At 69.0% G+C, this 24,393-nt stretch carries 21 protein-coding genes; 14 read left to right on the top strand and 7 right to left on the bottom strand.

Annotation, left to right across the window (positions count from 1 at the left end; translation table 11 throughout):
- Positions 1-47 precede the first annotated feature (47 nt).
- From HWD99_RS16020 to HWD99_RS16010, 3 genes are all read left to right on the top strand, one after another.
- Positions 48-185 (top strand): hypothetical protein, encoded by a 138-nt coding sequence (locus HWD99_RS16020; protein ID WP_241797179.1) that lies wholly within the window; start codon positions 48-50, stop codon positions 183-185.
- Positions 182-1,633, top strand: coding sequence for a glycosylase (locus HWD99_RS16015; RefSeq protein WP_241797178.1), 1,452 nt, complete (start codon positions 182-184; stop codon positions 1,631-1,633). Before HWD99_RS16020 ends, HWD99_RS16015 begins: the two co-directional genes overlap by 4 nt.
- Positions 1,634-1,900: 267 nt before the next feature.
- Positions 1,901-2,290 carry a hypothetical protein gene (locus HWD99_RS16010; RefSeq protein WP_241797177.1) on the top strand — a complete coding sequence of 130 codons (390 nt, stop codon included), beginning with the start codon at positions 1,901-1,903 and terminating at the stop codon, positions 2,288-2,290.
- A 7-nt stretch (positions 2,291-2,297) separates the two neighbouring features.
- On the opposite strand, the gene HWD99_RS16005 is transcribed toward HWD99_RS16010, so the two are convergent.
- From HWD99_RS16005 to HWD99_RS15995, 3 genes are read right to left on the bottom strand one after another with little or no spacing between them, the layout of a single operon-like run.
- Positions 2,298-5,762 carry an error-prone DNA polymerase gene (locus tag HWD99_RS16005; protein ID WP_241797176.1) on the bottom strand — a complete coding sequence of 1,155 codons (3,465 nt, stop codon included), beginning with the start codon at positions 5,760-5,762 and terminating at the stop codon, positions 2,298-2,300.
- Positions 5,762-7,300, bottom strand: a complete 1,539-nt coding sequence (locus HWD99_RS16000; RefSeq protein ID WP_241797175.1) for a DNA polymerase Y family protein — start codon at positions 7,298-7,300, stop codon at positions 5,762-5,764. Before HWD99_RS16000 ends, HWD99_RS16005 begins: the two co-directional genes overlap by 1 nt.
- Positions 7,297-8,094: a hypothetical protein gene (locus HWD99_RS15995; RefSeq protein WP_241797174.1), complete on the bottom strand. Its 798-nt coding sequence runs from the start codon at positions 8,092-8,094 to the stop codon at positions 7,297-7,299. The genes HWD99_RS16000 and HWD99_RS15995 overlap by 4 nt, the downstream gene beginning before the upstream one ends.
- Before the next feature lie 165 nt (positions 8,095-8,259).
- On the opposite strand from HWD99_RS15995, the gene HWD99_RS15990 reads away from it, so the two are divergent.
- The 5 genes from HWD99_RS15990 (at position 8,260) to HWD99_RS15970 (ending at position 11,549) form a co-directional block, all read left to right on the top strand.
- Positions 8,260-8,730 (top strand): A24 family peptidase, encoded by a 471-nt coding sequence (locus HWD99_RS15990; protein WP_241797173.1) that lies wholly within the window; start codon positions 8,260-8,262, stop codon positions 8,728-8,730.
- A gap of 35 nt (positions 8,731-8,765) precedes the next feature.
- Positions 8,766-8,978 carry a response regulator gene (locus tag HWD99_RS15985; RefSeq protein ID WP_241797172.1) on the top strand — a complete coding sequence of 71 codons (213 nt, stop codon included), beginning with the start codon at positions 8,766-8,768 and terminating at the stop codon, positions 8,976-8,978.
- A complete protein-coding gene (locus HWD99_RS15980; protein WP_241797171.1) occupies positions 8,971-9,603 on the top strand; it encodes a CYTH domain-containing protein in 633 nt (210 codons plus the stop codon). Before HWD99_RS15985 ends, HWD99_RS15980 begins: the two co-directional genes overlap by 8 nt.
- Positions 9,604-9,678: 75 nt before the next feature.
- Positions 9,679-10,833, top strand: coding sequence for a type III polyketide synthase (locus HWD99_RS15975; RefSeq protein ID WP_241797170.1), 1,155 nt, complete (start codon positions 9,679-9,681; stop codon positions 10,831-10,833).
- Complete coding sequence (locus HWD99_RS15970) at positions 10,830-11,549, top strand: methyltransferase domain-containing protein (protein WP_241797169.1); 720 nt, start codon at positions 10,830-10,832, stop codon at positions 11,547-11,549. The genes HWD99_RS15975 and HWD99_RS15970 overlap by 4 nt, the downstream gene beginning before the upstream one ends.
- 82 nt (positions 11,550-11,631) lie before the next feature.
- Here the strand turns inward: HWD99_RS15970 and lpdA are convergent, their stop codons facing one another.
- Complete coding sequence (gene lpdA / locus HWD99_RS15965; protein ID WP_241797168.1) at positions 11,632-13,029, bottom strand: dihydrolipoyl dehydrogenase; 1,398 nt, start codon at positions 13,027-13,029, stop codon at positions 11,632-11,634.
- A 9-nt stretch (positions 13,030-13,038) separates the two neighbouring features.
- Positions 13,039-13,728 (bottom strand): copper resistance CopC family protein, encoded by a 690-nt coding sequence (locus HWD99_RS15960; protein ID WP_241797167.1) that lies wholly within the window; start codon positions 13,726-13,728, stop codon positions 13,039-13,041.
- A 100-nt stretch (positions 13,729-13,828) separates the two neighbouring features.
- Here HWD99_RS15960 and HWD99_RS15955 point away from each other — a divergent pair, with 100 nt between their 5' ends.
- The 3 genes from HWD99_RS15955 to HWD99_RS15945 all read left to right on the top strand — a co-directional run bounded on the left by HWD99_RS15955 (position 13,829) and on the right by HWD99_RS15945 (position 15,646).
- Positions 13,829-14,314: an FHA domain-containing protein gene (locus HWD99_RS15955; protein WP_241797166.1), complete on the top strand. Its 486-nt coding sequence runs from the start codon at positions 13,829-13,831 to the stop codon at positions 14,312-14,314.
- Positions 14,314-15,000 carry a MerR family transcriptional regulator gene (locus tag HWD99_RS15950; protein WP_241797165.1) on the top strand — a complete coding sequence of 229 codons (687 nt, stop codon included), beginning with the start codon at positions 14,314-14,316 and terminating at the stop codon, positions 14,998-15,000. Before HWD99_RS15955 ends, HWD99_RS15950 begins: the two co-directional genes overlap by 1 nt.
- 100 nt (positions 15,001-15,100) lie before the next feature.
- Positions 15,101-15,646 carry a MerR family transcriptional regulator gene (locus HWD99_RS15945; RefSeq protein WP_274618321.1) on the top strand — a complete coding sequence of 182 codons (546 nt, stop codon included), beginning with the start codon at positions 15,101-15,103 and terminating at the stop codon, positions 15,644-15,646.
- Between the two features lie 81 nt (positions 15,647-15,727).
- Here the strand turns inward: HWD99_RS15945 and HWD99_RS15940 are convergent, their stop codons facing one another.
- On the bottom strand, positions 15,728-16,540 hold the full coding sequence (locus tag HWD99_RS15940) for a ParA family protein (protein WP_241797164.1): 813 nt from the start codon (positions 16,538-16,540) through the stop codon (positions 15,728-15,730).
- A 93-nt stretch (positions 16,541-16,633) separates the two neighbouring features.
- Between HWD99_RS15940 and HWD99_RS15935 the strand changes: the two genes are divergently transcribed.
- From HWD99_RS15935 to def, 3 genes are all read left to right on the top strand, one after another.
- Positions 16,634-20,041 carry a pyruvate carboxylase gene (locus HWD99_RS15935; protein ID WP_241797163.1) on the top strand — a complete coding sequence of 1,136 codons (3,408 nt, stop codon included), beginning with the start codon at positions 16,634-16,636 and terminating at the stop codon, positions 20,039-20,041.
- Between the two features lie 117 nt (positions 20,042-20,158).
- Positions 20,159-21,910, top strand: a complete 1,752-nt coding sequence (locus tag HWD99_RS15930) for a MinD/ParA family protein (protein WP_274618346.1) — start codon at positions 20,159-20,161, stop codon at positions 21,908-21,910.
- Positions 21,910-22,401 carry a peptide deformylase gene (gene def, locus HWD99_RS15925; protein ID WP_241797161.1) on the top strand — a complete coding sequence of 164 codons (492 nt, stop codon included), beginning with the start codon at positions 21,910-21,912 and terminating at the stop codon, positions 22,399-22,401. Before HWD99_RS15930 ends, def begins: the two co-directional genes overlap by 1 nt.
- Before the next feature lie 59 nt (positions 22,402-22,460).
- Here the strand turns inward: def and HWD99_RS15920 are convergent, their stop codons facing one another.
- The gene (locus HWD99_RS15920; protein ID WP_241797160.1) at positions 22,461-24,293 is read right to left on the bottom strand and encodes a long-chain fatty acid--CoA ligase; all 1,833 of its coding nucleotides are present in this window, start codon (positions 24,291-24,293) and stop codon (positions 22,461-22,463) included.
- Positions 24,294-24,393: the final 100 nt, after the last annotated feature.

The raw sequence follows: 24,393 nt of genomic DNA, 5'->3' as shown, positions 1-24,393 counted from the left end.
TGCGGGCCTGGGCGTGGTTCGAGGGCGACAACGACAACGGCATCCGCATGTTCGATGAGGCGACCGGAGCAGGCTTCGACGGACTCGTGCCCGGTGGACGCAACGAGAACTGCGGAGCGGAATCGACGATCGCGGCGCTCAGGACGAATCAGAACGCCCGCGTCGCGGCCCGGTGGGTGTCGTGAGCGCCCTCGCCGTCGACGCGGGCGTCGAGATCGCGGCCCAGGGAGAGCGCGTCGTGCTCCGACTGTTCCTGCCGGGGGAGAGCACTCCGGGTGGCGACACCAGGACCGAGGCCGTGCTGCGGCGCGTGACCGCGCTGCCGCCGGACGACATCGCCGCCGAGGCGAAGGTGATCCTGGAGCGGTTCGGCCCTCGTCATCCCGATCTGCTCGCGATGCTGCGCGCGAACGCCGAGGTCGTCCTGCCCGTCGACGCCCCGACGCTCGACGACGACAGTGCCGTCGTGATCGGCGCGGTCTTCTCGGCGGAGTATGCCGTCGAGGGAGCCGCGCTCTGCAATCCCAGCGTCGTCGAGCACCCCGATCAGACAGCCCTGGCTCCCGGAGAGCTCCGTGTGCTCCTGAGCGTGCGGTCGATCGGCGAAGGGCACATCTCGTCGATCCAGTTCTGCGAGGCGATCATCGGTCCGGAGCGCACCTGGCGCTTCCTGCCGCGGGACGGGTGGCTCCATACCGCGACGCTCGGTGAGGCGACCTGGACGAGAGCGCACCTCGTGCGGGCGATGGTGCACAGCGGCGGGTCGGGCGAGACCGCCCGAGCCGTCGTCCAGTCCCTGCCGCCGCGGTTCTCCGCCGCGACGTTCGAGGCGGCGGTGAACGGCCTCCGACCGGCGCTGCTGCAGCAGGAGGGTGCACGGGATGAGCTGAATCGCATGCGGATCGCGGTCGACTCGGCATACAGCGCGGAGTTCTCGCCCACTGAGCCGCTGAGCACGCGCGTGCTCCTCCCGGTCGCGGACGAGGAGCGCAAGGGCATGGAAGACGTCCGTCTCGTGAAGATCGACGACTCCGACGGTCCGCGGTATCGCGGCACGTTCACCGCGTACGACGGGCATTCCATCGCGTCGCGCGTGTTCACGACCGACGACTTCCGGCTGTTCGAGATCCACCGGCTGACGGGCGAGCCGGCCCGCACCAAGGGCATGGCGCTGTTCCCGCGGCGATTCGACGGCGAATGGCTGGCGCTGAGCCGTGCAGACGGAGAGTCGACAGGGGTGGCGCGTTCTGCGAACGGACTCGACTGGTCGCGGGAGACGGCGATCCACACTCCTTCAGGGCTGTGGGAGGTGGTGCAGTCCGGGAACTGCGGATCCCCTCTGGAGACCCCGGCGGGCTGGCTGGTGCTCACGCACGGAGTCGGGCCGATGCGGTCGTACGGCATCGGCGCGATCCTGCTCGATCTCGATGATCCGACACGCGTCATCGGGGTGCTGGATCGGCCGCTCATCGAGCCACCCGACGCGATCGGCGGGTATGTGCCGAATGTGGTCTACACCTGTGGCGGGATCATCCACGAAGGCGTCCTCTGGATACCGCACGGCGTCGCGGACCAGAGGATCCGGGTCGCGTCGGTGATGCTCGCGCCCCTGCTCGCCGAGATGACCGGATAGTCGTTCGGGATTGGTTGCCCTCCCGAGACCCCCACCCCAGATGGATCGCTCGAGAGGGCTCACCGTCCATCCCGGACGGTAGGGGAGGCGGCGAAAAACTCGCTGCTCTCATCGGCTGATTCCCCATTCCCCAGCCGGTAGCCCCCGCTACTGAATGCAGAATATCGCTAAATCGTCTTGTCCGCCATTTGGGGGACAAAGAAATCTACGAATGTTTCTTCCAGATTCTGGGGTTGTCCTGAGAGCGCCGACTCATAGAGTGGGGGCATGGACAGAAAGCTCGTGCTGGATGCGCAGCTCGCCATCGCGATCGGTCACCGCATCGAGGTGACCGAGCACATCGTCGAGGCGACGGGTGAGCCGGCGGTGCTCCTGGTCGTCGACCTCGAGACCGGCATCCGGTATCGCCGCGAGGGAGCCCCACGAGGAGAACTCGTGCGCTGGTTCGGGCGGGTCGTCGACTGCACCGTGACGATCGGCGGGCGCACCACCTACACTGCGCTCGCGGTCGACACCGACGGTGACGGCAGTGGAGCGGCCGGTGCCGAGGCGGCGCTGCTGGGCGCGGATGCCGCGGTCGAGTCCGCCAAGGCGCAGGCTGCACGCTGGGGTGGCAGCGACCGCGTACCGGCTCCGGAGCCCGAGCGCTTCTGGTGACGTCCGGTCACCGGAAGTCGCGCGAACGGTGCGTGACCCCGGTGCGGAGGTCTTCGAAAGCGTCGGCCAGCACGTTCACGACGCCCTCTGCCGAACGCTCAAGGATGCCGCGGATGATGAGCGCCGGCGAATCGCGGGCGACCCGACGATAGCGCGCCCACACCCCGGTCGAGCAGATCACATTGACCAGACCGCTCTCGTCTTCGAGGTTGAGGAATGTGACGCCCGCTGCCGTCGCCGGACGCTGCCGATGCGTGACGAGCCCCGCCACCTCCACCCGTCGACCGACCTCATGGTTCTGCAGGTCGGCCGAGGACAGGACTCCGCGCTCGCGCAGCGGACCGCGGAAGTGGGACATCGGGTGGTCATCGGTCGAGACCCCGGTCGACCAGAGATCGGCGGAGAGGCGCTCGTAGCTGGACTGGTCGCTGAACAACGGAGGCTGCACGGCCACGGTCGTCCCCGGGAGGTACTGCGCGCGGTCTTCTGCTGCCGCGCCGGACAGCCAGATCGCCTCTCGGCGCTGGAGCCCGAGACAGTCGAAGGCGCCGGCCGTCGCCAGAGCCTCCAGCTGTGCGGCGGTCGCGTCGGTCCTTCGCACCAGGTCGTGCAGGTCGCGGTACGGACCCTCGGCTTCGCGCTCGGACACGATTCTCCTCGCCAGCGGCATGCCGATCCCGCGCACGCCGCTGAGGCCGAGACGCACCGCGTAGGCGCCGTCTCTGCGGTGCTGCGCCGACTCGTCGGGGCGGGAGCGATCGAATCGCAGGACGGGCGGCTGCGCCGGATCGGCACAGGAGTCGAGCCCCGTCGGCATCCGCAGCGGAGCCCCGCCGTCGAGAGGCTCGAGGGTCTCCGTCGCACCCGAGGCGTGCAGGTCGGGTCGCCGCACCTCGACACCGTGCCGTCGAGCATCCGCGGTCAGGGTCGAGGCGGAGTAGAAGCCCATGGGCTGCGAGCGCAGGAGACCGGCGAGGAAGGCTGCGGGATAGTGCAGCTTGAGCCAGGAGCTCGCATAGACGAGCAGGGCGAAGGACAGCGAGTGCGATTCGGCGAAACCGAAGTTCGAGAACGCCTGGATCTGCGCGTAGATGCGGTCGGACTGCTCGGCGGTCAGGCCGCGCCGTGACATGCCCGCGTAGAGCTTGTCACGCACCTTCTCGATCTTCTCGAGCCCGCGCTTGGAGCCCATGGCGCGTCGCAGCAGATCGGCCTCATCGGCGGTGCAGTCGCCGATGGCCGTCGCCATTTGGATCAGCTGCTCCTGGAAGATCGGGATGCCCAGGGTCCGCTTCAGGATCGGCTCGAGGTCGCTGTGGGGATAGGGGATCTCGAGCACCACCGGCTCTTCGCCGCGTGCGGCTCGCGCACGGTTCTCCTCGTCCAGAGCATCCTTCGCGATCTTGCGGCGGACGAACGGATGCACGGCTCCGCCCTGGATGGGACCCGGTCTGATCAGGGCGATCTGGATCGCGAGGTCGTAGAACGCGCGGGGCTGCAGTCGGGGGAGCAGGCCGATCTGTGCACGGGACTCGACCTGGAACACCCCGATCGAGTCGGCCCTGCAGAGCATGTCGTAGACGGCGGGCTCTTCCTTCGGAAGGGTCTCCAGCGTCCACTCCTCGCCTGTGGCCTCGTGGATGAGATCGAAGCAGTGCTGCAGCGCCGCCAGCATCCCGAGTCCGAGGAGGTCGAACTTCACCAGACCCATCCAGGCCGCGTCGTCCTTGTCCCACTGGATCACCGTGCGGTTCTCCATGCGGGCATGCTCGACGGGTACGACCTCGCCGACGGGTCGCGCCGTGAGGACCATGCCGCCCGAGTGGATGCCGAGGTGCCGAGGGGCCTTCAGCAGCTCGCCCGCATACTCGATCACGTTCTGCGGGATGTCGTGCTCCTCGGCCATCTCCAGACCCGAGCTCCAGCCGTCGACCTGCCGCGACCAGGCGTCCTGCTGCCCCGGCGAGTAGCCGAGGGCCCGTGCCATGTCGCGCACGGCGTTCTTCGGGCGGTACTGGATGACGTTCGCGACCTGCGCCGCGCGCTCTCGCCCGTACTCGCGATACACCCACTGGATGATCTCCTCGCGACGGTCGGAATCGAAGTCGACATCGATGTCGGGCTCCTCCTGCCGGGTGGTGGCGAGGAACCGCTCGAACGGCAGCCGGTACAGGATGGGATCGACCGCGGTGATCCCGAGCAGGTAGCAGACCGCGCTCGCCGCAGCCGATCCCCGTCCCTGGCAGAGGATGCGACGGCGCTTCGCCTCGGCGACGATGCCGTGCACGATGAGGAAATAGCCGGGGAAGTCCTTCTCCTCGATCACGTCGAGCTCGCGCTCGATCCGACGATGGCCGTCGGCATCCAGGTCCGGGTACTTCGTGGGGACGGCCTGCCACACGAGCTGCCGCAGCCAGCTCATCGGAGTGTGCCCCTCGGGGACCTCCTGCTTCGGCAGCGCGGGACGTGCGCGGCGAAGGGGGAAGGCGGATGCCGCCGCGAGGTCGAGTCCGTGGGAGATCGCCCCGGGATACCGGCGGAAGCGCGCCGCCATCTCCGCTCCGCTGCGCAGATGCGCGCCGCCGTGTGAAGGGAGCCAGCCGTCGAGATCGTCCATGCTCCGCACGGCTCGAACCGCGGACACCGCTTCGGCCAGCGATGCGCGCTCGGGGGTCGCGTAGTGCACGTTGTTGGTCGCCACCACGGGAAGCCGCAGCCGTCGAGCGAGATCCGCCAGCGCGTCATTGCGCCGGGTGTCCAGGGGATCGCCGTGGTCGAACAGCTCGACGGCGACATGGTCCTGACCGAACAGGTCGACGAGCCGGCGCAGGGGCGTGAGGGCGTCCCCCGACTCGAGGCCGCGACGGACGCCGCCCTTGCGGCAGCCCGTGAGGACCGTCCACTGTCCGTCGGCCGTCGCCGCCAGCTCATCGAGGTCGTAGACGGGGCGACCCTTCTCTCCTCCCCGCAGGTGCGCGGCGGTCATGGCGCCCGAGAGCCGGTGATAGCCCTCCAGTCCATCGGCGATCACGAGCAGATGATCTCCGATCGGGTCGGCGGACCCGCGCTGGGGGGCATCGAGTCCGAGGGACAGCTCGGCGCCGTACACCGTCTGCACCTCGACCTCCATGAGCTCGGCGACCTCGGCGAAGCGCGCCGCCCCATAGAAGCCGTCGTGGTCGGTGAGCGCCAGGGCGGTGAGCCCCAGCCGTTCGGCCTCGGCCAGCAGATCCTCGGGAGAGGAGGCGCCGTCGAGGAAGGAGTAGGAGGAGTGGGCGTGCAGCTCGGCATAGGGCACGGCGTCATCGGGCCGCGTCGCCGCGGTCGGCGGTCTGCGCGTGCGGCGGGTACTGATCGGCCCGGGATCAGGGCGGATGGTCGGAGGCTCCCCGCCGATCGGGTGGGGTGATTCCTCGCCGCTCAGAGCGCGTTCCAGCTCGTTCCACGTCATCGGAGGGTTGTGCCAGCCCATCAGCGGTACCTCCCTTCCGCCCACCAGCGGCCTCCGGCGCAGAAGACCAGCCAGGCGCGATCGTGACCGTCGACGATCTGAAGGCGATGCCCCTTCTTGCCGCCCGACGACTCCCAGCGTCGCTCATGGATCGGCCAGGGGCCTGCCCAGGCCCGCACCTCATCGCCGTCGATGTGCGCCGGGGCCGCGGACAGTGCCCCCCGTTCGTCGACACCCACCGTCTCGCCTCCCTCTGATCGGACTCCGATCGGTCGAGGAGGCAGGAACACCTCTGCGGGCAGCGGGTCGGGGAGGCTGCCCGGCCAGGGCTGCGCCGGATCGCGGGGAGCGACAGCGCGTTCTCCCCACGGGGTGAGGACCTGGCGATCGGCGAGCCAGCGACCGCCCGAGACGGCTGCGGTGACCACGCCCTGGTGGCCGAGCATGGTCTGCACACGGGACACGGCATGGTGCAGACGCTCGTCGGTGCCCGAGCCGAAGAGCCCCGGCTGATGGTGGGCCGCATCGTCCACCGCCACGGGGACGATGCGCACCAGGGTGATGCCTCCGAACGCCCTCGCCTCGTCGACCGGGCCCTTCGCGGACTCGGCGGCCAGCGCCTCCAGCTGCCAGCGGACCCTGTCGACGAGGTCGGCGGCGTCGAAGCAGGTGGGGTGCAGCCAGGGGCGGGAGAACACCGTGCCATTGTCGTCGGTCAGGTCGATGCGCACCTCGGTGCACACGACGGAGGCCTCGCCGAGAGCGAGCATCACCGAATCGGCTGTCTGACGCACCGCGAACGCGACCTGATCGGCTCCCGCGAGTGGAGACTCGAACTCGATCGAGCGCACCAGCTCAGGGTCGGGTGGGCGCGGAACCACTCCTCGGGAGTCGGCGCCGGCGGCGAGGGAGTGCAGGCGAGCACCGCGTTCGCCGAAGCGATCGCGCACCTCGATCTCGTCGAGTGCTGCGAACTCGCCGAGTGTGCGGACGCCGAGACGCACCAGCAGGCCGGCGAGCTGTTCGTCGCGCAGCACCCGCACGGGAAGGGGGCGCAGGAAGTCGTCGGCGCGGCCTGCCGGCACCACGGTGCAGGCCGTGGGCCCCCTGGCGGCGAGTTCGGCGGTGAACGGTCCGTCGGCGATGCCGACGCGCACCTCGGGGAAGCCTGCCTCGGTCAGCATCCGGATGAGGCTCTCGCCGGCGGCGCTCTCGCCGTCGTGATATCGGGAGATGCCGCGGGCGCGCACGGCGGCGAGTCCCGGCCGCAGCAGCGCCGCACCGGGTGCGTGCTTCTCGATGAGCTGGAGCACCGGCAGGAACGCCCTCTCGTCACGGGCCGGGTCATGGGGTAGCACCCGCAGCGACGAGAGGTGCCCCTGGGCCACTCTGCGACGCTGCCCCGCACGCACCCCCTGCTCACGGGCCGAGGCCGTGCAGGCAACGACGGTGTTCGCGTGCATCAGGGCGGTCGGCGCATGGGGTGGGGGTCCTCCCAGGGCGGCGCGCAACGGCCAATCCGGGAACCACAGCACGAGGACGCGCAGGGGAGCGGTCATCCTGCCACCGCCAGAGGTCGATGGTCTCGGGCGGTGCCCCCCTGATCGCGCAGACCGGGCAGCGCGGTCAGCTCGGCCATCTTCTCGGCGGCCGGGCTCTCTGCCGGCAGCTCTTCGATCGCGCCCAGAGGGCCGGGCAGGCGCACGCGCACACTCGCAGGCAGAGGGCTGTGCCGCGTCGTCGCGGTCACCGTGGCCGTGGAGCCCTCGATCAGCCCCCATCCTTCGCCGATGCCCTCCCAGCGCTGGTCGTGGAGGCGGATCGTCCCCTCGCTCTGCGGCCAGACCCCCGCTGAGGCCGACTCGGTGACGAGAAGCGTGCCGCCACGATCCCGCAGGCGGGCGCTCAGACGGGACACATCCGCATCGCGTGCCCGGCTGCCCGGCTGCACGGCGATGAGTGGGACCACCTCGGCCAGTGCGGAGGTCGCGGCGAGCCAGCGGTCTCCCGGTTCGGGCACGAGGATCAGCCGGGGCAGTGCGATGCCGAACGCCGCGGCCGCTTCGACGCCCAGCGTGGGCATGCCGACCACCGCGCACCACAGTCCTCGGCGAGAGGCGGCGCTGAGGAGCGCGAGAACGAGACTCGGCGAGGGGGAGACGGTGTACGAGGTGCCGGTCTGGAGCCCCTGCTCGGGGAGCAGGGAGGAGAACGCGGGGTCGAGGGGGAGCATCGGAAGCTCGCTGCGACGTCGCTGCATGCGGCTGATCTCCCGGCGCAGCCGCAGAACCTCTCCGGCGCGGGAGTCGCCGACCGGAGAGAGCGCGGTCACCGCTTCGAGCCCGATCCCCATGCATCCATCCTCGAATATATGTACGAATAAATCAACTGGAGATGATGACTCTATTTCGAACGTCCGACATCCGCGGAACGGTGCGGATGTCGGACGCTCGCTCTCGGATCCGTCGTTATCCACACCGCTCTCCGCGAGCGACCCCGCATCTTCTACCCTTCCCGCATGGATCCCCGCGCCCTGGCACTGATCGTCGTCCACCTCGCCCTGTTCGCGGTGGGCTGCGCGCTCCTGGTCATCGACATCCGCACACATCGACTGCCCGACCGCATCGTGCTGCCCACCCTCGCGACGCTCCTCGTGCTCGTGATCCTCGACGCTCTTCTGTCCGGCGACGGCGTCCGGTCGGCGAGAGCCGGCGCAGGGCTGCTGATCCTGGGCGGGTTCTATGCGCTGCTGCGTCTGATCAGTCGTGAGGGCATGGGCGGAGGAGATGTGAAACTCGCCGCCGTGGTCGGACTCGTGCTCGGCTGGCACGGGTGGCAGGCGCTCGCGGTGGGGGCCGCCTCGGCGTTCGTGCTCGGGGCGCTGCACGCCACGGTGCTCCTGTCGCTGCGCAGGGCGGATCCGTCGACGCGCATCGCCTTCGGACCGTGGATGATCATCGGGGCGATGCTCGGCATCCTCGTGGCATGAGCCCCGTTCAGCCGGACGGGGCTAGGGTGAAGCACATGGCACTCGCACGACTCCACGGAGGCCCGCTGGACGGGCAGATCATTCCCCTCGACGACGCGGACGACAAGCTGATCGTCCCCTACAGCGAGACGCAGGTGGTGTACAACCGCCGCGGCGACGAGCAGAACACCGGTGACGACGACGGTCCCACCGAGATCGACTACTGGTTCGACGAGTCCCTCGAGGATCTCACCTCGTCGGATGACTGAGGCCCCGCACGGATCCGAGCCCTCGCGGGTCGTCGAGGTCGAGCGCAAGTACGACGTCGACGACTCCACCCCCCTGCCCGATTGGAGGGGTGTGCCCGGCGTGGACGCCGTCTCCGAGGGAGAGCTGCGTGAACTCGACGCTCGCTATCTCGACACGTCCGACGCGACCCTGTCTCAGGCAGGCGTCGCGCTGCGCCGCCGCACCGGCGGCCCCGACGCTGGCTGGCACATCAAGGGCCCGCGAGAGGGCGATGGCCGACTGGAGATCGGATGGCCGCTCGATGACGGTGACGGCGTCCCCGCCGCGATCGTCGAGACCCTGTCCCGCTGGACGACGGATGAGCTCACGCCGCTTGCGCGCATCGAGAACACCCGTGTCGCGTACCTGCTCAGCGGGTCCGACGGCGTGATCGCCGAGTTCGTCGACGATCGGGTCCGTGCGACGGATCTGCGTCAGGGCGTGGAACGGGAGTGGCGGGAGTGGGAGTTCGAACTCGGCCCGGCTGCACCCGCCGATGCCGAGGGTCGGGATGCTCTCTTCGCAGCCGCCGAGCTCGCGATCTTCGCGGCCGGCGGCCGCGAGGCGGCTTCCGGGTCGAAGCTCGCCCGTGCTCTCGGCTTCTGACACCGTGTTCTCGGTTTCCCACACCGTGCGCAAGCCCCTTCCGCGCGGATGCGCGCTCATGCTTGAGTGACAGACATGAGCCGCTCCGTCGTCCTCCGCTCGTTGCGGACGATCGTTCCCGACACAGTTCTCGCGCAGGCGGAGGTACGCGACCTCTTCGCCGCGCAGCCCGACGTCGGCAGGCTCGGGCAGCGGATCATCGGCGCCTCGTTCAACGGCTCGGGCATCGACACCCGCCACACGGTCATCGAGGAGCTGTCGTCCACGGCCCGCACCGATGAGCCGGTCTTCTACGATCGCGAGACCGGGCTTCTCCGATCGCCGGGGACGAAGGTCAGGAACGACCTCTACACGAGCGAGGCCTCTCGCCTCTTCGTGGACGTGGCACGACGCGCCCTCGACGCCGACCCCGATCTCGATGCCGCCGACGTCACGCACGTCATCACGGTGTCGTGCACCGGTTTCCATGCCCCGGGTCCTGACTACGAGATCGTGCGGGCGCTGGGCCTCTCGGATTCCGTGCAGCGCTACCACCTCGGTTTCATGGGGTGCTACGCCTCGATGCCCGCGCTCCGTGCCGCGAGTCAGTTCTGCGCGGCCGATCCCGACGCCGTGGTCCTGGTCGTCAGCGTCGAGCTGTGCACACTCCATCTGAGATCGTCGGAGGATCCTGATCTCATCGTCGCCAACTCGCTCTTCGCCGATGGGGCCGCTGCCGGCGTCGTCACCGCCCGCGATCTTCCGACCACGACCCCCTCCGTCCGCCTCGACGGGTTCCACACCGCGATCGCCGCCGAGGGTGAGAAGGACATGGCGTGGACGATCGGAGACAACGGGTTCGAGATGATCCTCTCGACGGCCGTGCCTCAGATCATCGGCGAGACGATCATCGGCGCCCTCCGTCCGCTCTACGCCGGCGAGGGCGAACTCGCGGCGGCCTTCGACGAAGGCCGCGTGGGGGAGGCGGTGGAGCACTGGGCGATCCATCCCGGTGGTCGCAGCATCCTCGACCGGATCCAGGAGCGCCTGCACCTCACCGACGCCCAGCTCCGTCCCGCACGGGAGACGCTGCGCGAGAACGGCAACATGTCGAGTGCGACGATCCTCTTCGTCATCAAGCGGATCCTCGATGAGGGGGCCGCTGCGGGGTCACGCGTCGCCGCCATGGCCTTCGGTCCCGGGCTGACGGCCGAGAGTGCGCTGATGACCGTCGTCTCCGGCGTCGAATGAGGCACGATCTCTCTGTCCGCGCGGTCGATGCGCGCGAGCTCATGGACGATCCGGATGCGGACATCGCGATGCTCGAGCGCACCTACGAGCGCTTCCGACTCGTGAACGCGCTCGTCTCACGTCCGGGTCTGCTCTATCGTCGCGAGATCCGCCCGCGCGCCCGCCTCGGCCACATCCGCATCCTCGATGTCGGAGCCGGAGGGGGCGATGTCTGTCGGATGCTCGCGGCGAGGCTGCGGCGCGACGGGCTCTCCGCCGAGATCACGGCGCTCGACGCCGACGAACGCGCCATCGGCTGGGCGACGCGGCACGACGGCGGATCCGGCGTGCGGTACCGCTGCGCGTTCGCGGAGGAGCTCCTCGCGGAGGGCGAGCAGTACGACGTGGTGTACTCCAACCACGTCCTGCATCACCTCGAGCCGCAGGAGCTTCAGGGCCTGCTCCGCGACTCCGTCGGTCTCGTCGGGGACCGCGGTGTCGTCGTGCACCGGGACATCGCTCGCAGCAGAGCGGCGTATGCACTGTACGGCGCCATGACGGGGGTCGGGGCCTCGACCGTGTTCCGTGGCTCGTTCATCCGCGAAGACGGTCTCATCAGCATCCGGCGCTCGTACACGACCGACGAACTGGCGTCCGTCGCGCCGCCCGGGTGGAGCGTGCGGTTCGGGCTCCCCTCACGGCTCGAACTCCGGTGGGAACCGAGTTCCACGTCCTGAGGCGAGTGTCCTCATCCCCGTGCCCTGGTGCACGAAGGCCCGGCCACGCGTGAGCGTGCCGGGCCTCCGTCCTGAGCTGAGATCAGAAGTTGATCATGTGGCCGGCGAGGCCGTGGAAGCCCTCCTGCAGAGCCTCCGACAGCGTCGGGTGGGTGTGCACGTTGCGGGCCAGCTCCAGAGCGGTGAGGTCCCACTTCTGCGCGAGCGTGAGCTCGGGCAGAAGCTCCGAGACGTCGGGGCCGATCATGTGGGCGCCGATGAGCTCGAGGTGCTCGGCATCGGCGATCAGCTTGACGAAGCCGACGGGCTCGCCGAGTCCGTGTGCCTTGCCGTTGGCCATGAACGGGAAGGTCGCGACCTTGATCTCGCGTCCCTCGTCCTTGGCCTGCTGCTCGGTGAGGCCGAACGAGGCGACCTGCGGCGAGCAGAACGTCGCGCGGGGCATCATGCGGTAGTCGCCGAGCGTCTGCGTCTCGGCGCCGCCGATGGTCTCGGCCGCGACGACACCCTGCGCCTCGGCCACATGGGCGAGCTGCAGCTTGGCGGTGACGTCGCCGATGGCGTAGATGCCCTCGACGTTGGTGCGCATGTGGTCGTCGATGTCGATCGCGCCGCGCTCGGTGAGCTTCACGCCGGTGGCCTCGAGTCCGAAGCCCTCGATGTTGGGGGCGAAGCCCACCGACATGAGCACCTTGTCGGCCTCGATGGAGCTCTGCTGGCCGTCCTTGCCGGTGTACGACACGGTGACCGACGAGCCGTTGTCGACGACGGACTCGACCTTGGTGGAGGTGAGGATGTCGACGCCGTAGTTCTTGTACTGCTTCGCGATCTCCTTCGACACGTCGGCATCCTCGTTGGGGAGGGCCCGGTCGAGGAACTCGATGATCGTGACCTTGACGCCGTAGTTCGTCATCACGTACGCGAACTCCATGCCGATGGCGCCGGCGCCGACGATGACGATCGACTTCGGGAGCTCGCGGGAGAGGATCTGCTCCTCGTAGGTCACGACGTTGTCGCTGAGCTGCACGCCCGGCAGCAGGCGGACCTTCGAGCCGGTCGCGATGATCGCGTTGTCGAAGGTGACCTCTTCGGTCGACCCGTCGGACTTGGCGACCGAGATCGCCTTCGGTCCGGTGAAGGTGCCGCGACCGTCGTACTCGGTCACCTTGTTCTTCTTCATGAGGAAGTGGATGCCCTTGACGCGGCCGTCCGCGACGACGCGGCTGCGATCGAACGCCTTGCCGTAGTCGATCGTGAACTCGCCCGAGATGCCGAAGAAGTCGGCCTTGTGGTTGAGCGTGTGTGCGAGCTCCGCGTTCTTCAGAAGCGCCTTGGAGGGGATGCAGCCCACGTTCAGGCAGACACCGCCCCAGTACTTCTCTTCGATGATGGCGGTGGACAGACCGAGCTGTGCGCTGCGGACGGCGGCGACGTATCCACCAGGACCGGCACCGAGGACGACGACATCGTAGTGTGGCATGGCTCCAGCCTATCGCTCCGACGAAGCGTCGGAGTCTCCGGCGGACGGGTCGGCGGAGCGCTCGGACGGGCTCGAACCGCGCCCCTTCAGGGCGAACGCGACGACCACGGCGACGATGACGATGAGGATGCCGGCGATCGCCAGGATCCAGATCCAGGCGGTCGACGCCGACGAGTCCTCGACGGCGACCGGCTCGTCGGTCGCCGCGGTCGCGGACGGGGGAGCGGGGGCGGCCGTCTGCGCGGGCTGCGTCGGCTCTGTCGTGGGGGTCTCCTCCGGAGCGGTGGGTGCCACGAGGGACGAGTTTGTCACGGTGAAGGTGAATTCCCCCGAGATCGGGTGGCCATCACTGGAGACGACCCTCCAAACGACCTTGTAGGCACCGGCCGCGGCCTCGGCGACGAGCGGCTGCGTCACGATGGCGCCGTTCACCGTCGGCGGTCCGTCGGTCACGGATGCGCCGGAGGCATCGGTGACGGTGACCTCGGTGGCCCCCTCGCCGTCGATCAGCTTCGCGCTGAACGTGAGCGTCAGCTCCGACGGCAGCGTGTCGACCGTGCTGTCCGCCTCGGGGGAGGACGCGGTGAGGCTGTCGTGCGCCGACGCCGACAGCGGGGCGACCAGCACGAGGAAGGCCGCGAGCAGGGCGGCGGCGAGGGCGATCGGAGCTGTGGGGAGGCGTCGTGCGTCTGTCTTCACCCCTCCAGCTTAGGAACTCCCGGTGTGCGAGGACTGAGTGAGAACCCGCACACCGCGAGCCGGTCCGGATCCGTTAGTCTGGAGGACTAGGAGGGCAGAAGTGACAGACAGCGAAGGCCGACAGGCCGGTGATGCCGCGATCCACCGTTCCGGCGAGCAGCGACACGATGTGACGCAGACGTTCGGACACGATTCGGATCTTTCCTTCGTGCCCTTCGGGGTCGAGTTGACGGATGTCGAGCAGAGCGCCATCGCGGCGCTTCCCTCGGGATCGGCTCTTCTGCTGATGCGCTCCGGCGCACTCGCAGGTGCCCGTTACCTCCTCGACACCGATGTGACCACGGTCGGACGCCACCCCGAAGCCGACATCTTCTTCGATGACGTCACGGTGTCTCGTCGTCACGCCGAGATCACCCGCTCGGGCACGGCGTTCGAGATCATCGACCAGCGCTCCCTCAACGGCACCTACGTGAACGGTGAGCGTGTCGATCGCAGCGCCCTCGTCGACGGCTCCGAGCTGCGGGTGGGGAAGTTCCGTCTGAACTTCTTCGCGTCGCCCGCCGATCGTGCCGCGGCGAACGCCTGATGGCGGCATCCTCCGCCCGTGAACGCTCCGCGTCAGCGGGCCTTCTGAGCATCGGCCAGGTCCTGGCCAGGCTCACTCCCGAGTTCCCCGAGCTCACCTCGAGCAAGCTGCGCTTCCTCGAGGTCCAGGGCATCGTGTCGCCCTCGCGCACCGAGTCGGGCTACCGCAAGTTCTCGCAGGCCGACATCGAGCGCCTCCGCCTCGGGCTCACACTGCAGCGCGACCACTACCTGCCGCTCAGCGTCATCCGCGAGCAGCTCGACGAAGCAGAGGCGAACGGCGATTCGGCCGCGTTGGCCCCTCCGCCGTCGATCGCGCCGACGCCGCGCCGCTACCGCCGTGGGGAGCTCCTCTCCGCGGCCGGTGCAGGCCCGCAGCTTCTCAACGATGCGATCAGCACCGGGGTGATCACGGCCCAGGAGACGTACTCCGAGTCGACCGTCACCCTGCTGCGTGGGCTGGTCGCGCTCGACCGCCACGGCATCGAACCGCGGCACCTGCGTTCCCTGCGCCAGGGGGCGGAACGAGAGGTCGCCCTCATCGAGTCGGCGATGTCCGCACTGCTGCGACGGACGGATGCTCCGTCGCGGGCGAAGGCCAGCGAGATGGCCCCCACACTCGCCACGAAGATCGACGAGGTCCGCTCGCTCTTCGTCACGGAAGCGCTCTCGCGTCTGCTTTCGTAACGAACTGATTGCGACACACCTTCGGCGTCGCACGGATGTCATTGCCGGTGCCCGGGGGCTGCTCTAGCGTGGAGGTAACAGCTCCAGGGAGGATTTCCAGATGAATGCGGATGAGCGTGAAGGCGACCCGCGGTTCGTACCCGAACTCCTCTTCACCGACGGTCTGCCGGCCATGGATGACGAGGTCGGGTACCGCGGTGCGGTAGCCGCTCGCGCCGCCGGGATCACCTACCGCCAGCTGGACTACTGGGCGCGCACCGAACTCGTCGTCCCGACGGTTCGCGGAGCGAGCGGTTCCGGATCGCAGCGCCTCTACGGATTCCGTGACATCCTCGTGCTCAAGCTCGTGAAGAGCCTTCTCGACACGGGGATCTCGCTGCAGCAGATCCGCACTGCCGTCGAGGAGCTGCGCCGCGCCGGCATCCGCGATCTGGCGGGAACCACGCTCATGAGCGACGGCGCCTCGGTGTACCTGTGCACCTCGAACGACGAGGTCATCGACCTCGTCAGCCGTGGTCAGGGCGTCTTCGGCATCGCGGTTGGCAAGGTGCTGCGCGAGGTCGAGTCCACTCTCGTGGCGTTCGACTCCGCGGCGCCCGATCCCGTCGACGAGCTCTCGGCACGTCGCTCCCAGCGCTCCGCCTGAGTCGTCCGACTCCGCACCCTTCGCACCGACGAAGAACGGCCACCCTCTCGCGAGGATGGCCGTTTCTGTGTCCGCTGCGGATCAGGCCTGCGGCCCCGTCTCCGGGAGCGGGATGCGTCCGGTGCGGATGATCCGGTCGAGCAGCGAGTCGAAGTCGGCGGCGAGTTCCTGAGCCGAGTCGCCGGGCCAGATGTGCAGCGGCTTCGCAGCGCCCTGCGCCTGCTGCAGCGACGTACGCTCCGGCAGCTGAGGGGACAGCACGAGGGGACCGAACATGTCTCGTAGCTCTTTGATGCGGAACTGGTGCTCGATCGACTGGGGACGCACGCGGTTCACGACGATGCCCAGCGGCTGCAGGCGAGGGGAGAGTCCTCGACGGATCTCCTCGATCGCGCGCAGCGCGCGATCCGCGGCCGCCACGGAGAAGAGCCCGGGCTCGGTGACGACCATCACCCGGTCACTCGCCGCCCAGGCGGTGCGGGTGAGGGCGTTGAGCGAGGGGGCGCAGTCGATGAGGACGAGGTCGTAGTCGGCCTCGACGGCGGCGAGCGCCTCTTCGAGCTTCCACACGTCGCGCACGCTCGGGTGCGGCCCGTCGAAGTTGATGGCTGACGGGCTCCCGATCAGCACGTCGATGGTTCCGGGGTGCACCTTCGCCCAACCGCTGGCGGTGATCGCCTGACGGACGACCTTCTCCTTGGGGTTGGCCAGGACGTCGGCGACATTGAGTCGACCGGCCACCTGGATGTCCATCCCGGTGGACACATCGGACTGCGGGTCGAGGTCGACGACGAGCGTTCGGACACCACGGGCGAAGGCCGCTGAGGCCAGGCCGAGGGTCACGGTCGTCTTGCCGACGCCTCCCTTGAGAGAGCTGACGCTGAGTACGTGCACGAACACCACGTTACCTTCCCCTAGGCTGGGTGCACACTCAGCCCCGCCCCATGCACGCCGATTACGTCGTGCATCGAGCTTTCAGAGGTGTGCATGTTCCAGAAGATCCTTGTGGCGAACCGCGGCGAGATCGCGATCCGTGCCTTCCGAGCGGCCTACGAGGTCGGAGCGAGAACCGTCGCGGTGTTCCCGCATGAGGACCGCGGATCCGTCCACCGGCTGAAGGCCGATGAGGCCTACGAGATCGGCGAGCGCGGGCATCCGGTGCGGGCCTACCTCAACGTCGACGAGATCATCCGTGTGGCGAAGCAGGCGGGCGCCGACGCGATCTACCCGGGCTACGGCTTCCTCTCCGAGAACCCCGAGCTCGCGGAGAAGGCGGCCGCCAACGGCATCGTCTTCATCGGCCCGCCCGCGAACGTGCTCGAGATGGCGGGCAACAAGGTCGAGGCCAAGCGGCATGCGATCGAGGCGGGGGTCCCCGTGCTCCGCTCCACCGAGGCGTCCGCTGACGTCGACGAGCTCGTCGCCCAGGCGGATGACATCGGCTTCCCGCTGTTCGCGAAGGCCGTGGCCGGCGGCGGCGGACGGGGGATGCGTCGTGTGGAGCGGGCGGAGGAGCTCGCTCCCGCTCTCGCCGAGGCGATGCGCGAGGCCGCGAGCGCGTTCGGGGACCCGAGGATGTTCCTCGAGCAGGCCGTGGTCCGGCCCCGGCACATCGAGGTGCAGATCCTCGCCGACAAGACCGGTGAGACCGTGCACCTGTTCGAGCGCGACTGCTCGGTGCAGCGCCGCCATCAGAAGGTCGTCGAGATCGCTCCTGCGCCCAACCTCGACGACGGCATCCGCACCGCGCTGCACGGATACGCGGTGGCCTTCGCCCGGTCCATCGGGTACGAGAACGCCGGCACCGTCGAGTTCCTGCTCGAGACCGCGGGGGAGCGCACGGGCGAGGTCGTCTTCATCGAGATGAACCCGCGCATCCAGGTCGAGCACACGGTGACGGAGGAGGTCACCGACGTCGATCTCGTGCAGAGCCAGATGCGGATCGCCTCGGGGCAGACCCTCTCCGACCTCGGCCTGCAGCAGGAGAACCTGCATGTCCGCGGCGCGGCGCTGCAGTGCCGCATCACCACCGAGGACCCGACGCAGGGCTTCCGTCCGGACACCGGGAAGATCACCACGTATCGCTCGCCGGGAGGCGCGGGGATCCGTCTCGACGGCGGCACCGTGCATCAGGGCGCACAGATCAGTCCGCACTTCGACTCCATGCTCGCCAAGCTGACGTGTCGCGGGCGCGACTACCCGGCCGCTGTCGCCCGCGCCCGTCGCGCGCTGGCGGAGTTCCGCATCCGCGGAGTCTCGACCAACATCCCGTTCCTGCAGGCGCTGCTCGACGACGAGGCGTTCGTCGCCGGTGACGTGAGCACGTCGTTCATCGACGAGCGACCGGAGCTGCTCAAGGGTCGCGCGTCGAAGGATCGCGGTACGAGGATCCTCAACTGGCTCGTTGACGTCACCGTCAACAAGCCGCACGGATCCCACCCCGGGGTGATCGATCCCCGCACCAAGCTGCCGACGATCGACCTGGATGCGGAGCCGGCCCCCGGTTCGCGTCAGCGACTGCTCGAGCACGGACCAGAGGCATTCGCCCGGAGTCTTCGCGAGCAGGCGGCTCTCGCGATCACCGACACCACGTTCCGCGACGCCCATCAGTCACTGCTGGCGACGCGCGTGCGCACCAAGGATCTGGTCGCCGTCGCTCCGTACATCTCCCGGCTCACGCCGGGCCTGCTCTCGGTCGAGGCATGGGGCGGTGCGACCTACGACGTCGCACTGCGCTTCCTCGGCGAGGACCCCTGGGAGCGTCTCGACAAGCTGCGCGCCGCGCTCCCGAACGTCGCTATCCAGATGCTGCTGCGCGGTCGCAACACCGTCGGCTACACGCCGTACCCGACCGCGGTGACCGAGGCGTTCGTCCGCGAGGCGGCGTCGAGCGGTGTGGACATCTTCCGCATCTTCGACGCGCTCAACGACGTCGAGCAGATGCGCCCGGCCATCGACGCCGTGCGCGCGACGGGAACAGCCGTCGCCGAGGTCGCGCTCTGCTACACCGGCGACCTGCTGGATCCCGCGGAGGATCTCTACACGCTCGACTACTACCTGCACCTCGCCGATCAGATCGTCGCGGCGGGCGCCCACATCATCGCGATCAAGGACATGGCGGGTCTGCTGCGCCCTGCGGCGGCGGCGAAGCTCGTCAGCGCCCTTCGTGAGCGCTTCGATCTGCCCGTGCACCTCCACACGCACGACACTCCGGGCGGTCAGCTCGCCACGCTGCTCGCGGCGAGTGCGGTCGGTGTCGACGCGGTGGATGCCGCATCGGCGCCCCTGTCGGGGACCACCAGCCAGCCCTCGCTCTCGTCGCTCGTCGCCGCACTCGCGCACACCGACCGCGACAGCGGCATCGATCTGGGCGGCGTCTCCGATCTCGAGCCCTACTGGGAGGCAGTGCGGCGTCAGTACGCCCCATTCGAGTCGGGGCTGCCCGGACCCACGGGACGCGTCTACCACCACGAGATCCCCGGGGGTCAGCTGTCGAACCTGCGGCAGCAGGCCAAGGCGCTGGGGCTCGCGGACGACTTCGAGCTGATCGAGGACATGTACGCCGCGGCGGATCGCATCCTCGGACGTGTGCCGAAGGTGACCCCGTCGTCGAAGGTGGTGGGTGACCTCGCCCTGCACCTCGCCGCGGTCAAGGCGGATCCCGCGGATTTCGAAGCGCACCCGGAGAAGTACGACGTGCCCGACTCCGTCGTCGGCTTCATGGCCGGCGAACTCGGAGACCTGCCGGGAGGATGGCCGGAGCCGTTCCGCTCGAAGGTCCTCGCCGGGCGCACTGTGCGCACCGGCCTCACCGAGATCTCGGCCGACGACGAAGCAGCACTCGCGGGCGACAGCGCGAGCCGTCGAGCGCGACTGAACGCGCTGCTGTTCCCGGGGCCGACACGGGAGTTCACGCAGGCGCGGGAACAGTACGGCGACCTGTCGGTGCTGGACACGAACGACTACCTGTACGGACTCGTGCAGGGGCAGGAGCATCTCGTCGAGATCGACCGCGGCGTGCAGCTGTACGTCGGTCTCGAAGCCATCGGCGATGCGGATGACAAGGGCATCCGCACGGTCATGACCACCCTCAACGGCCAGTTGCGCCCCGTGTTCGTCCGCGATCGTTCCGTCGCCGTCGATGCCCACGAGGTCGAGAAGGCCGACACCTCTGTGCCGGGACAGGTCGCCGCGCCGTTCTCCGGCGTGGTGACGCTCAAGGTCGAGGTCGGATCCGCCGTCAGAGCGGGGGAGCCGGTCGCGTCGATCGAGGCGATGAAGATGGAGGCGGCCATCACCGCTTCCGTCGACGGAGTCGTCGAGAGGCTCGCGATCGGCGCCACTCAGCAGGTCGACGCAGGAGACCTTTTGGTCGTCATCCGCCCGGCACACTAATCTTGTGCGGGCGCGGGCCGTGCATTCTTCGATGCACACCCGAGGCTCGCGCAGGCTTGGAGCGACAACGTGACCCCGAAGAAGAGAGCAGAATCGCCGGACGAGGAGTCCCGCGGAATGCTCGATGACGCCGCGTCCATGGACACGGCGGTCATCGGCATCCTCAGCGGCACCGCGCAGGTCAGCGTGCAGCTGCCGAAGGATGACGACGACGACGATCTCGCTGACGACGTCGTCGAGGGCGAGGTCGTCGCCGACCTCATCGTCGACGAGCCGGTCTCAGCCGCGAAGGCGGCTGAGACGGTCAGTGCGGCAGACCTCCCGAGCATCCCGATGGCGCCGATCATCATCGAGCTGCCGCCGGAGCCGGCTGCCGCAGCCGTCGACGCTGAGGCGGAGCCGGAGCCGGAGCCGGAGCGTGAGCCTGAGCCTGAGCGTGAGCCTGAGCCTGAGCCTGAGCCTGAGCCGGAGCCGGAGCGTGAGCCGGAGCCGGAGCCGGAGTCGGAGCCGGAGCCGGAGCCGGAGCCGGAGCCGGAGCCGGAGCCGGAGCCGGAGCCTGAGCCTGAGCCTGAGCCTGAGCCTGAGCCTGAGCCCGAGCCCGAGCCCGAGCCCGAGCCCGAGCCTGAGCCCGAGGTCGTCACCCCCGCCCCCACCGCATTGATCCAGGCGGATGCGATCGCCGAGGAAGCGGCTGCCGCGGAGGCATTCGTCGCCCGGGCGAAGGCCGATGTCAGGACACGCGCGTCCATTCGCACGGGGGCGATCCCCACGGTGCCCCCTGCCCGTTCCGTGCCCGAGAAGACGGAGGTCCCGGTCGTGGACACCCCGAAGCCCACCGATTCGGCCGGCACCCGGCCGACTCGCTCCGCCCGCACCGAGGTGAAGCTGTCGTCCAAGCGATTCGACGATCTCGGCGACTCCTCGCGCGAGACCGCCGACCTGCTCACGGCTGATCGCCTGCTCGACCCGCACCGGGTGACGAAGCCGGAACCCGAGGGCGCGTGGAGTCACTTCCTCTACACGATCTCCGGTCGTCGGATCAACATCGGCGACGGCAAGCGCGCCCGCGAGCGCAAGGCGCTCTCCGCGCGCATCTCCGCACCGCTCGTGGGCGGCGCGCGATTCGTGCCCGTGCTGTCGCGCAAGGGCGGCGTGGGGAAGACGACGATCACCGCACTGCTGGGCATGGCGCTGGCCGACGCCCGGGATGATCGCGTGATCGCGGTGGACGCCAACCCCGACCGCGGGACCCTCGCCGATCGTGTGGAGCGCCCGCAGCATTCCCGGTCGGTACGCGACCTCGTGCGCATCCACGACGAGGTGCGGGGCTACCACGACATCTCCGCGATCGTCGCTCGCGACGCGACCCGGCTCGACGTGCTCGCGTCCGACTCGGACCCGCGCATCGCCGAGGCGTTCAGCGACAGCGATTACCGCGATGTCGCCGGTGTCGCGGCGCACTACTACTCGCTCGTGCTCACCGATACGGGCACGGGGATCGTTCACTCGGTGATGTCGGCCACGCTCGATCTCGCCGATCAGATCGTGATCGTGTCGGGGCTCAGCGTGGACGAGGCGCGACTCGCATCCGAGACGCTGACCTGGCTGGAGACGAACGGGTACGCCGAGCAGGCGCGCGAGGCGGTCGTCGTGCTCAACCAGTCGACACCCGGTGCTCCGCTGGTGCGGTTGAACGAGCTCGAAGCGCATTTCCGGACGCGTGCCGCACACGTCGTGCGGATGCCGTACGACTCCCAGATCGCCGGAGGCGGCACGATCGTGTTCGCGAACCTCCAGCCCGAGACGCGGGTGGCGGCACGCGAGCTCGCCGCGTTGCTCGTCGAGGGCCTGCGGGCGAAGGGCGCCTGATGTCGGTCCGCGAGATCCGTGTCTTCGGCGACCCGGTGCTGCGCACCGTGTGCGCCCCGATCGAGACCATTGATGAGGGTGTCCGCGCCCTCGTCGCCGATCTCGTCGACACCGTCGAGCTGCCCGGTCGTGCCGGCGTCGCGGCGCCGCAGATCGGTGTGGCGCTGCGAGCGTTCAGCTACAACATCGACGGCGACATCGGCTACATCATCAACCCCGTGCTGACCGAGGTCCGTGGCGAAGCCGTGCCGACCGGCGAGGGATGCCTCTCGGTGCCGGGCCTGTGGCACGATGCCCTCCGCCACCCCTGGGCACGCGTCGAAGGCATCGATCTCGACGGGGAGCCTGTGGTCCTGGAGGGCGACGGACTCCTCGCGCAGGCGCTGCAGCACGAGACCGATCACCTCGACGGGAAGCTCTACCTCACCCGCCTCGATGCGGAGACCCGCAAGCGGGCGATGCGCGAGGTGCGCGAGAGCGCCTGGTTCTGAGCGTCGTCACAGCAGAAGGGCCCCGCCGAGGCGGGGCCCTTCTGCTGTCGGTCGGCCGGTCAGCCGCCGATCGCGACGTTCGTGGTCGACACCGGCTCGTCGTAGATCGCGGCGATCTCGTCGGCGAAGTCGCTCATGATCACGTTCCGCTTGATCGACAGCTTCGGAGTCAGGTGACCTGAGGCCTCGGTCCACTCGGTTTCGAGGATCGTGAACTTGCGGATCGACTCGGCACGCGAGACGCGGGTGTTGGCGGCATCCACCGCCTTCTGGATCTCCGCGCGGACCGCGTCGCTCTTCGCCGCCTGCGCCAGCGACATGCCCTTGTCGAGACCGTTGTTCCCGAGCCAGGTCGGCAGCATCTCGGGATCGAGCGTGATCAGTGCCGAGATGAACGGGCGCTGGTCGCCGACGACGACGACCTGACCGATGATCGGGTTGGCGCGGATCGGGTCCTCGAGAGCGGCGGGGGCGACGTTCTTGCCGCCCGCCGTCACGATGATCTCCTTCTTGCGGCCGGTGATCGTGAGGAACCCCTCGGAGTCGAAGCTGCCGATGTCACCGGTGTGGAACCAGCCGCCGTCGCTGAAGGCCTCGGCCGTGGCCTCAGGGTTGTTCCAGTACTCCTTGAAGACGTTGATGCCGCGCACCTCGATCTCGCCGTCGTCGGCGAGCCGGACGCCGACACCGGGAAGCGCCGGCCCGACGGTGCCGATCTTGGACTTGTCGGCGAGGTTCACCGTGGCCGGTGCTGTCGTCTCGGTGAGGCCGTAGCCCTCGAGGATCACCACGCCGAGACTGTGGAAGAAGTGGCCCAGTCGTGCGCCGAGCGGGGCCGACCCCGACACGGCGTAGACGATCCGGCCGCCCATCGCCTCGCGCAGCTTGCCGTAGACGAGCTTGTTGAACAGGGCGAACTTGAGCTTCATCCCGACGGGGATGCTCTTGCCCTCTTCGCGGAGCTTCGAGTGCTGGATCGCCACGTCGGCGGCGGCGCGGAAGATCTTGCCCTTGCCGCCTGCCTCGGCCTTCTGCTCGGCGGAGTTGTAGACCTTCTCGAAGACCCGCGGCACAGCCAGCAGGAAGGTCGGCTTGAACGACCCGAGCGCGGGCAGGAGCTGACGGGTGTCGGGCTGATGGCCGGTGCGCACGCCCGCGTGCACGTTGAGGATCGAGATGAAGCGGGCGAACACGTGTGCGGTCGTGATGAAGAGCAGCGTCGACGCGCCGGGCGTCTGCACCACCGCGTCGAGGGCCTTCGCCGAGTTGCGCGACAGTTCGACGAAGTTGCTGTGCGTCAGCACGCAGCCCTTGGGGCGCCCGGTGGAGCCGGATGTGTAGATGAGGGTCGCGATGTCGGACCCCACGGCGATGCTGCGAAGCCGCTCGATCTCGGAGTCGGGGATCGACGCGCCCTGCGCGGTCAGCGCACTGATCGCGCCGAGGTGGAGCTGCCAGATCTCGCGGATGAGCGGCAGATCGCCGCGCACCTCGTCGACGCGCGCGAAGTGCTCGGGCGATTCGACGAGCAGGGCGATCGCACCCGAGTCCTCGAGGATCCACTGGATCTGCGAGGGGGAGCTGGTCTCGTAGATCGGCACCATGACCGCGCCCGCATAGAAGAGCGCGAAGTCGACGAGCGTCCACTCGTAGGTGGTGCGGGCGAGGAAACCGACCTTCTCGCCGGGCTGGATGCCGGCGGCGACGAAGCCCTTGGCCAGGGCGATCACGGCGGTCTGGAAGTCGGCGGCGGAGATGTCGCGCCACCCCTCGCCCTCCGGAATGGAGAACAGAGCGCGGTCGGGGGTCGCCTCCACGCGCTTCACGAGCAGATCGGCGATGTTGCCTTCGGGATCGGCGGGGACGACGGCGGGGACTTCAAACTGGACCACGGCAGCTCCTTCGGTACCGGTCGGGCACTGGGTTGGACACGAGTCTAGGGCATGACACCGGGTCGCAATGAAGATGAAACTCAGTCGCGCTCCGGAGGGG

It is taken from the genome of Microbacterium sp. C5A9 (genome assembly GCF_022627955.1).
Taxonomy (GTDB): domain Bacteria; phylum Actinomycetota; class Actinomycetes; order Actinomycetales; family Microbacteriaceae; genus Microbacterium.
This window is presented reverse-complemented; position numbering and strand designations above follow the sequence as displayed.

Bases quoted from the DNA above. Each gene is read 5' to 3' on its own strand.
- HWD99_RS15985 (WP_241797172.1), top strand. From the start codon at position 8,766: ATGGCACTCGCACGACTCCACGGAGGCCCGCTGGACGGGCAGATCATT.
- lpdA (WP_241797168.1), bottom strand. From the start codon at position 13,029: ATGCCACACTACGATGTCGTCGTCCTCGGTGCCGGTCCTGGTGGATAC.
- HWD99_RS16020 (WP_241797179.1), top strand. From the start codon at position 48: ATGTTCGATGAGGCGACCGGAGCAGGCTTCGACGGACTCGTGCCCGGT.
- HWD99_RS15970 (WP_241797169.1), top strand. From the start codon at position 10,830: ATGAGGCACGATCTCTCTGTCCGCGCGGTCGATGCGCGCGAGCTCATG.
- HWD99_RS16010 (WP_241797177.1), top strand. From the start codon at position 1,901: ATGGACAGAAAGCTCGTGCTGGATGCGCAGCTCGCCATCGCGATCGGT.
- HWD99_RS15945 (WP_274618321.1), top strand. From the start codon at position 15,101: ATGAATGCGGATGAGCGTGAAGGCGACCCGCGGTTCGTACCCGAACTC.
- HWD99_RS16005 (WP_241797176.1), bottom strand. From the start codon at position 5,762: ATGGGCTGGCACAACCCTCCGATGACGTGGAACGAGCTGGAACGCGCT.
- HWD99_RS15980 (WP_241797171.1), top strand. From the start codon at position 8,971: ATGACTGAGGCCCCGCACGGATCCGAGCCCTCGCGGGTCGTCGAGGTC.
- def (WP_241797161.1), top strand. From the start codon at position 21,910: ATGTCGGTCCGCGAGATCCGTGTCTTCGGCGACCCGGTGCTGCGCACC.
- HWD99_RS15950 (WP_241797165.1), top strand. From the start codon at position 14,314: ATGGCGGCATCCTCCGCCCGTGAACGCTCCGCGTCAGCGGGCCTTCTG.
- HWD99_RS15990 (WP_241797173.1), top strand. From the start codon at position 8,260: ATGGATCCCCGCGCCCTGGCACTGATCGTCGTCCACCTCGCCCTGTTC.
- HWD99_RS15975 (WP_241797170.1), top strand. From the start codon at position 9,679: ATGAGCCGCTCCGTCGTCCTCCGCTCGTTGCGGACGATCGTTCCCGAC.
- HWD99_RS15995 (WP_241797174.1), bottom strand. From the start codon at position 8,094: ATGGGGATCGGGCTCGAAGCGGTGACCGCGCTCTCTCCGGTCGGCGAC.
- HWD99_RS16000 (WP_241797175.1), bottom strand. From the start codon at position 7,300: ATGACCGCTCCCCTGCGCGTCCTCGTGCTGTGGTTCCCGGATTGGCCG.
- HWD99_RS15930 (WP_274618346.1), top strand. From the start codon at position 20,159: ATGCTCGATGACGCCGCGTCCATGGACACGGCGGTCATCGGCATCCTC.
- HWD99_RS15935 (WP_241797163.1), top strand. From the start codon at position 16,634: ATGTTCCAGAAGATCCTTGTGGCGAACCGCGGCGAGATCGCGATCCGT.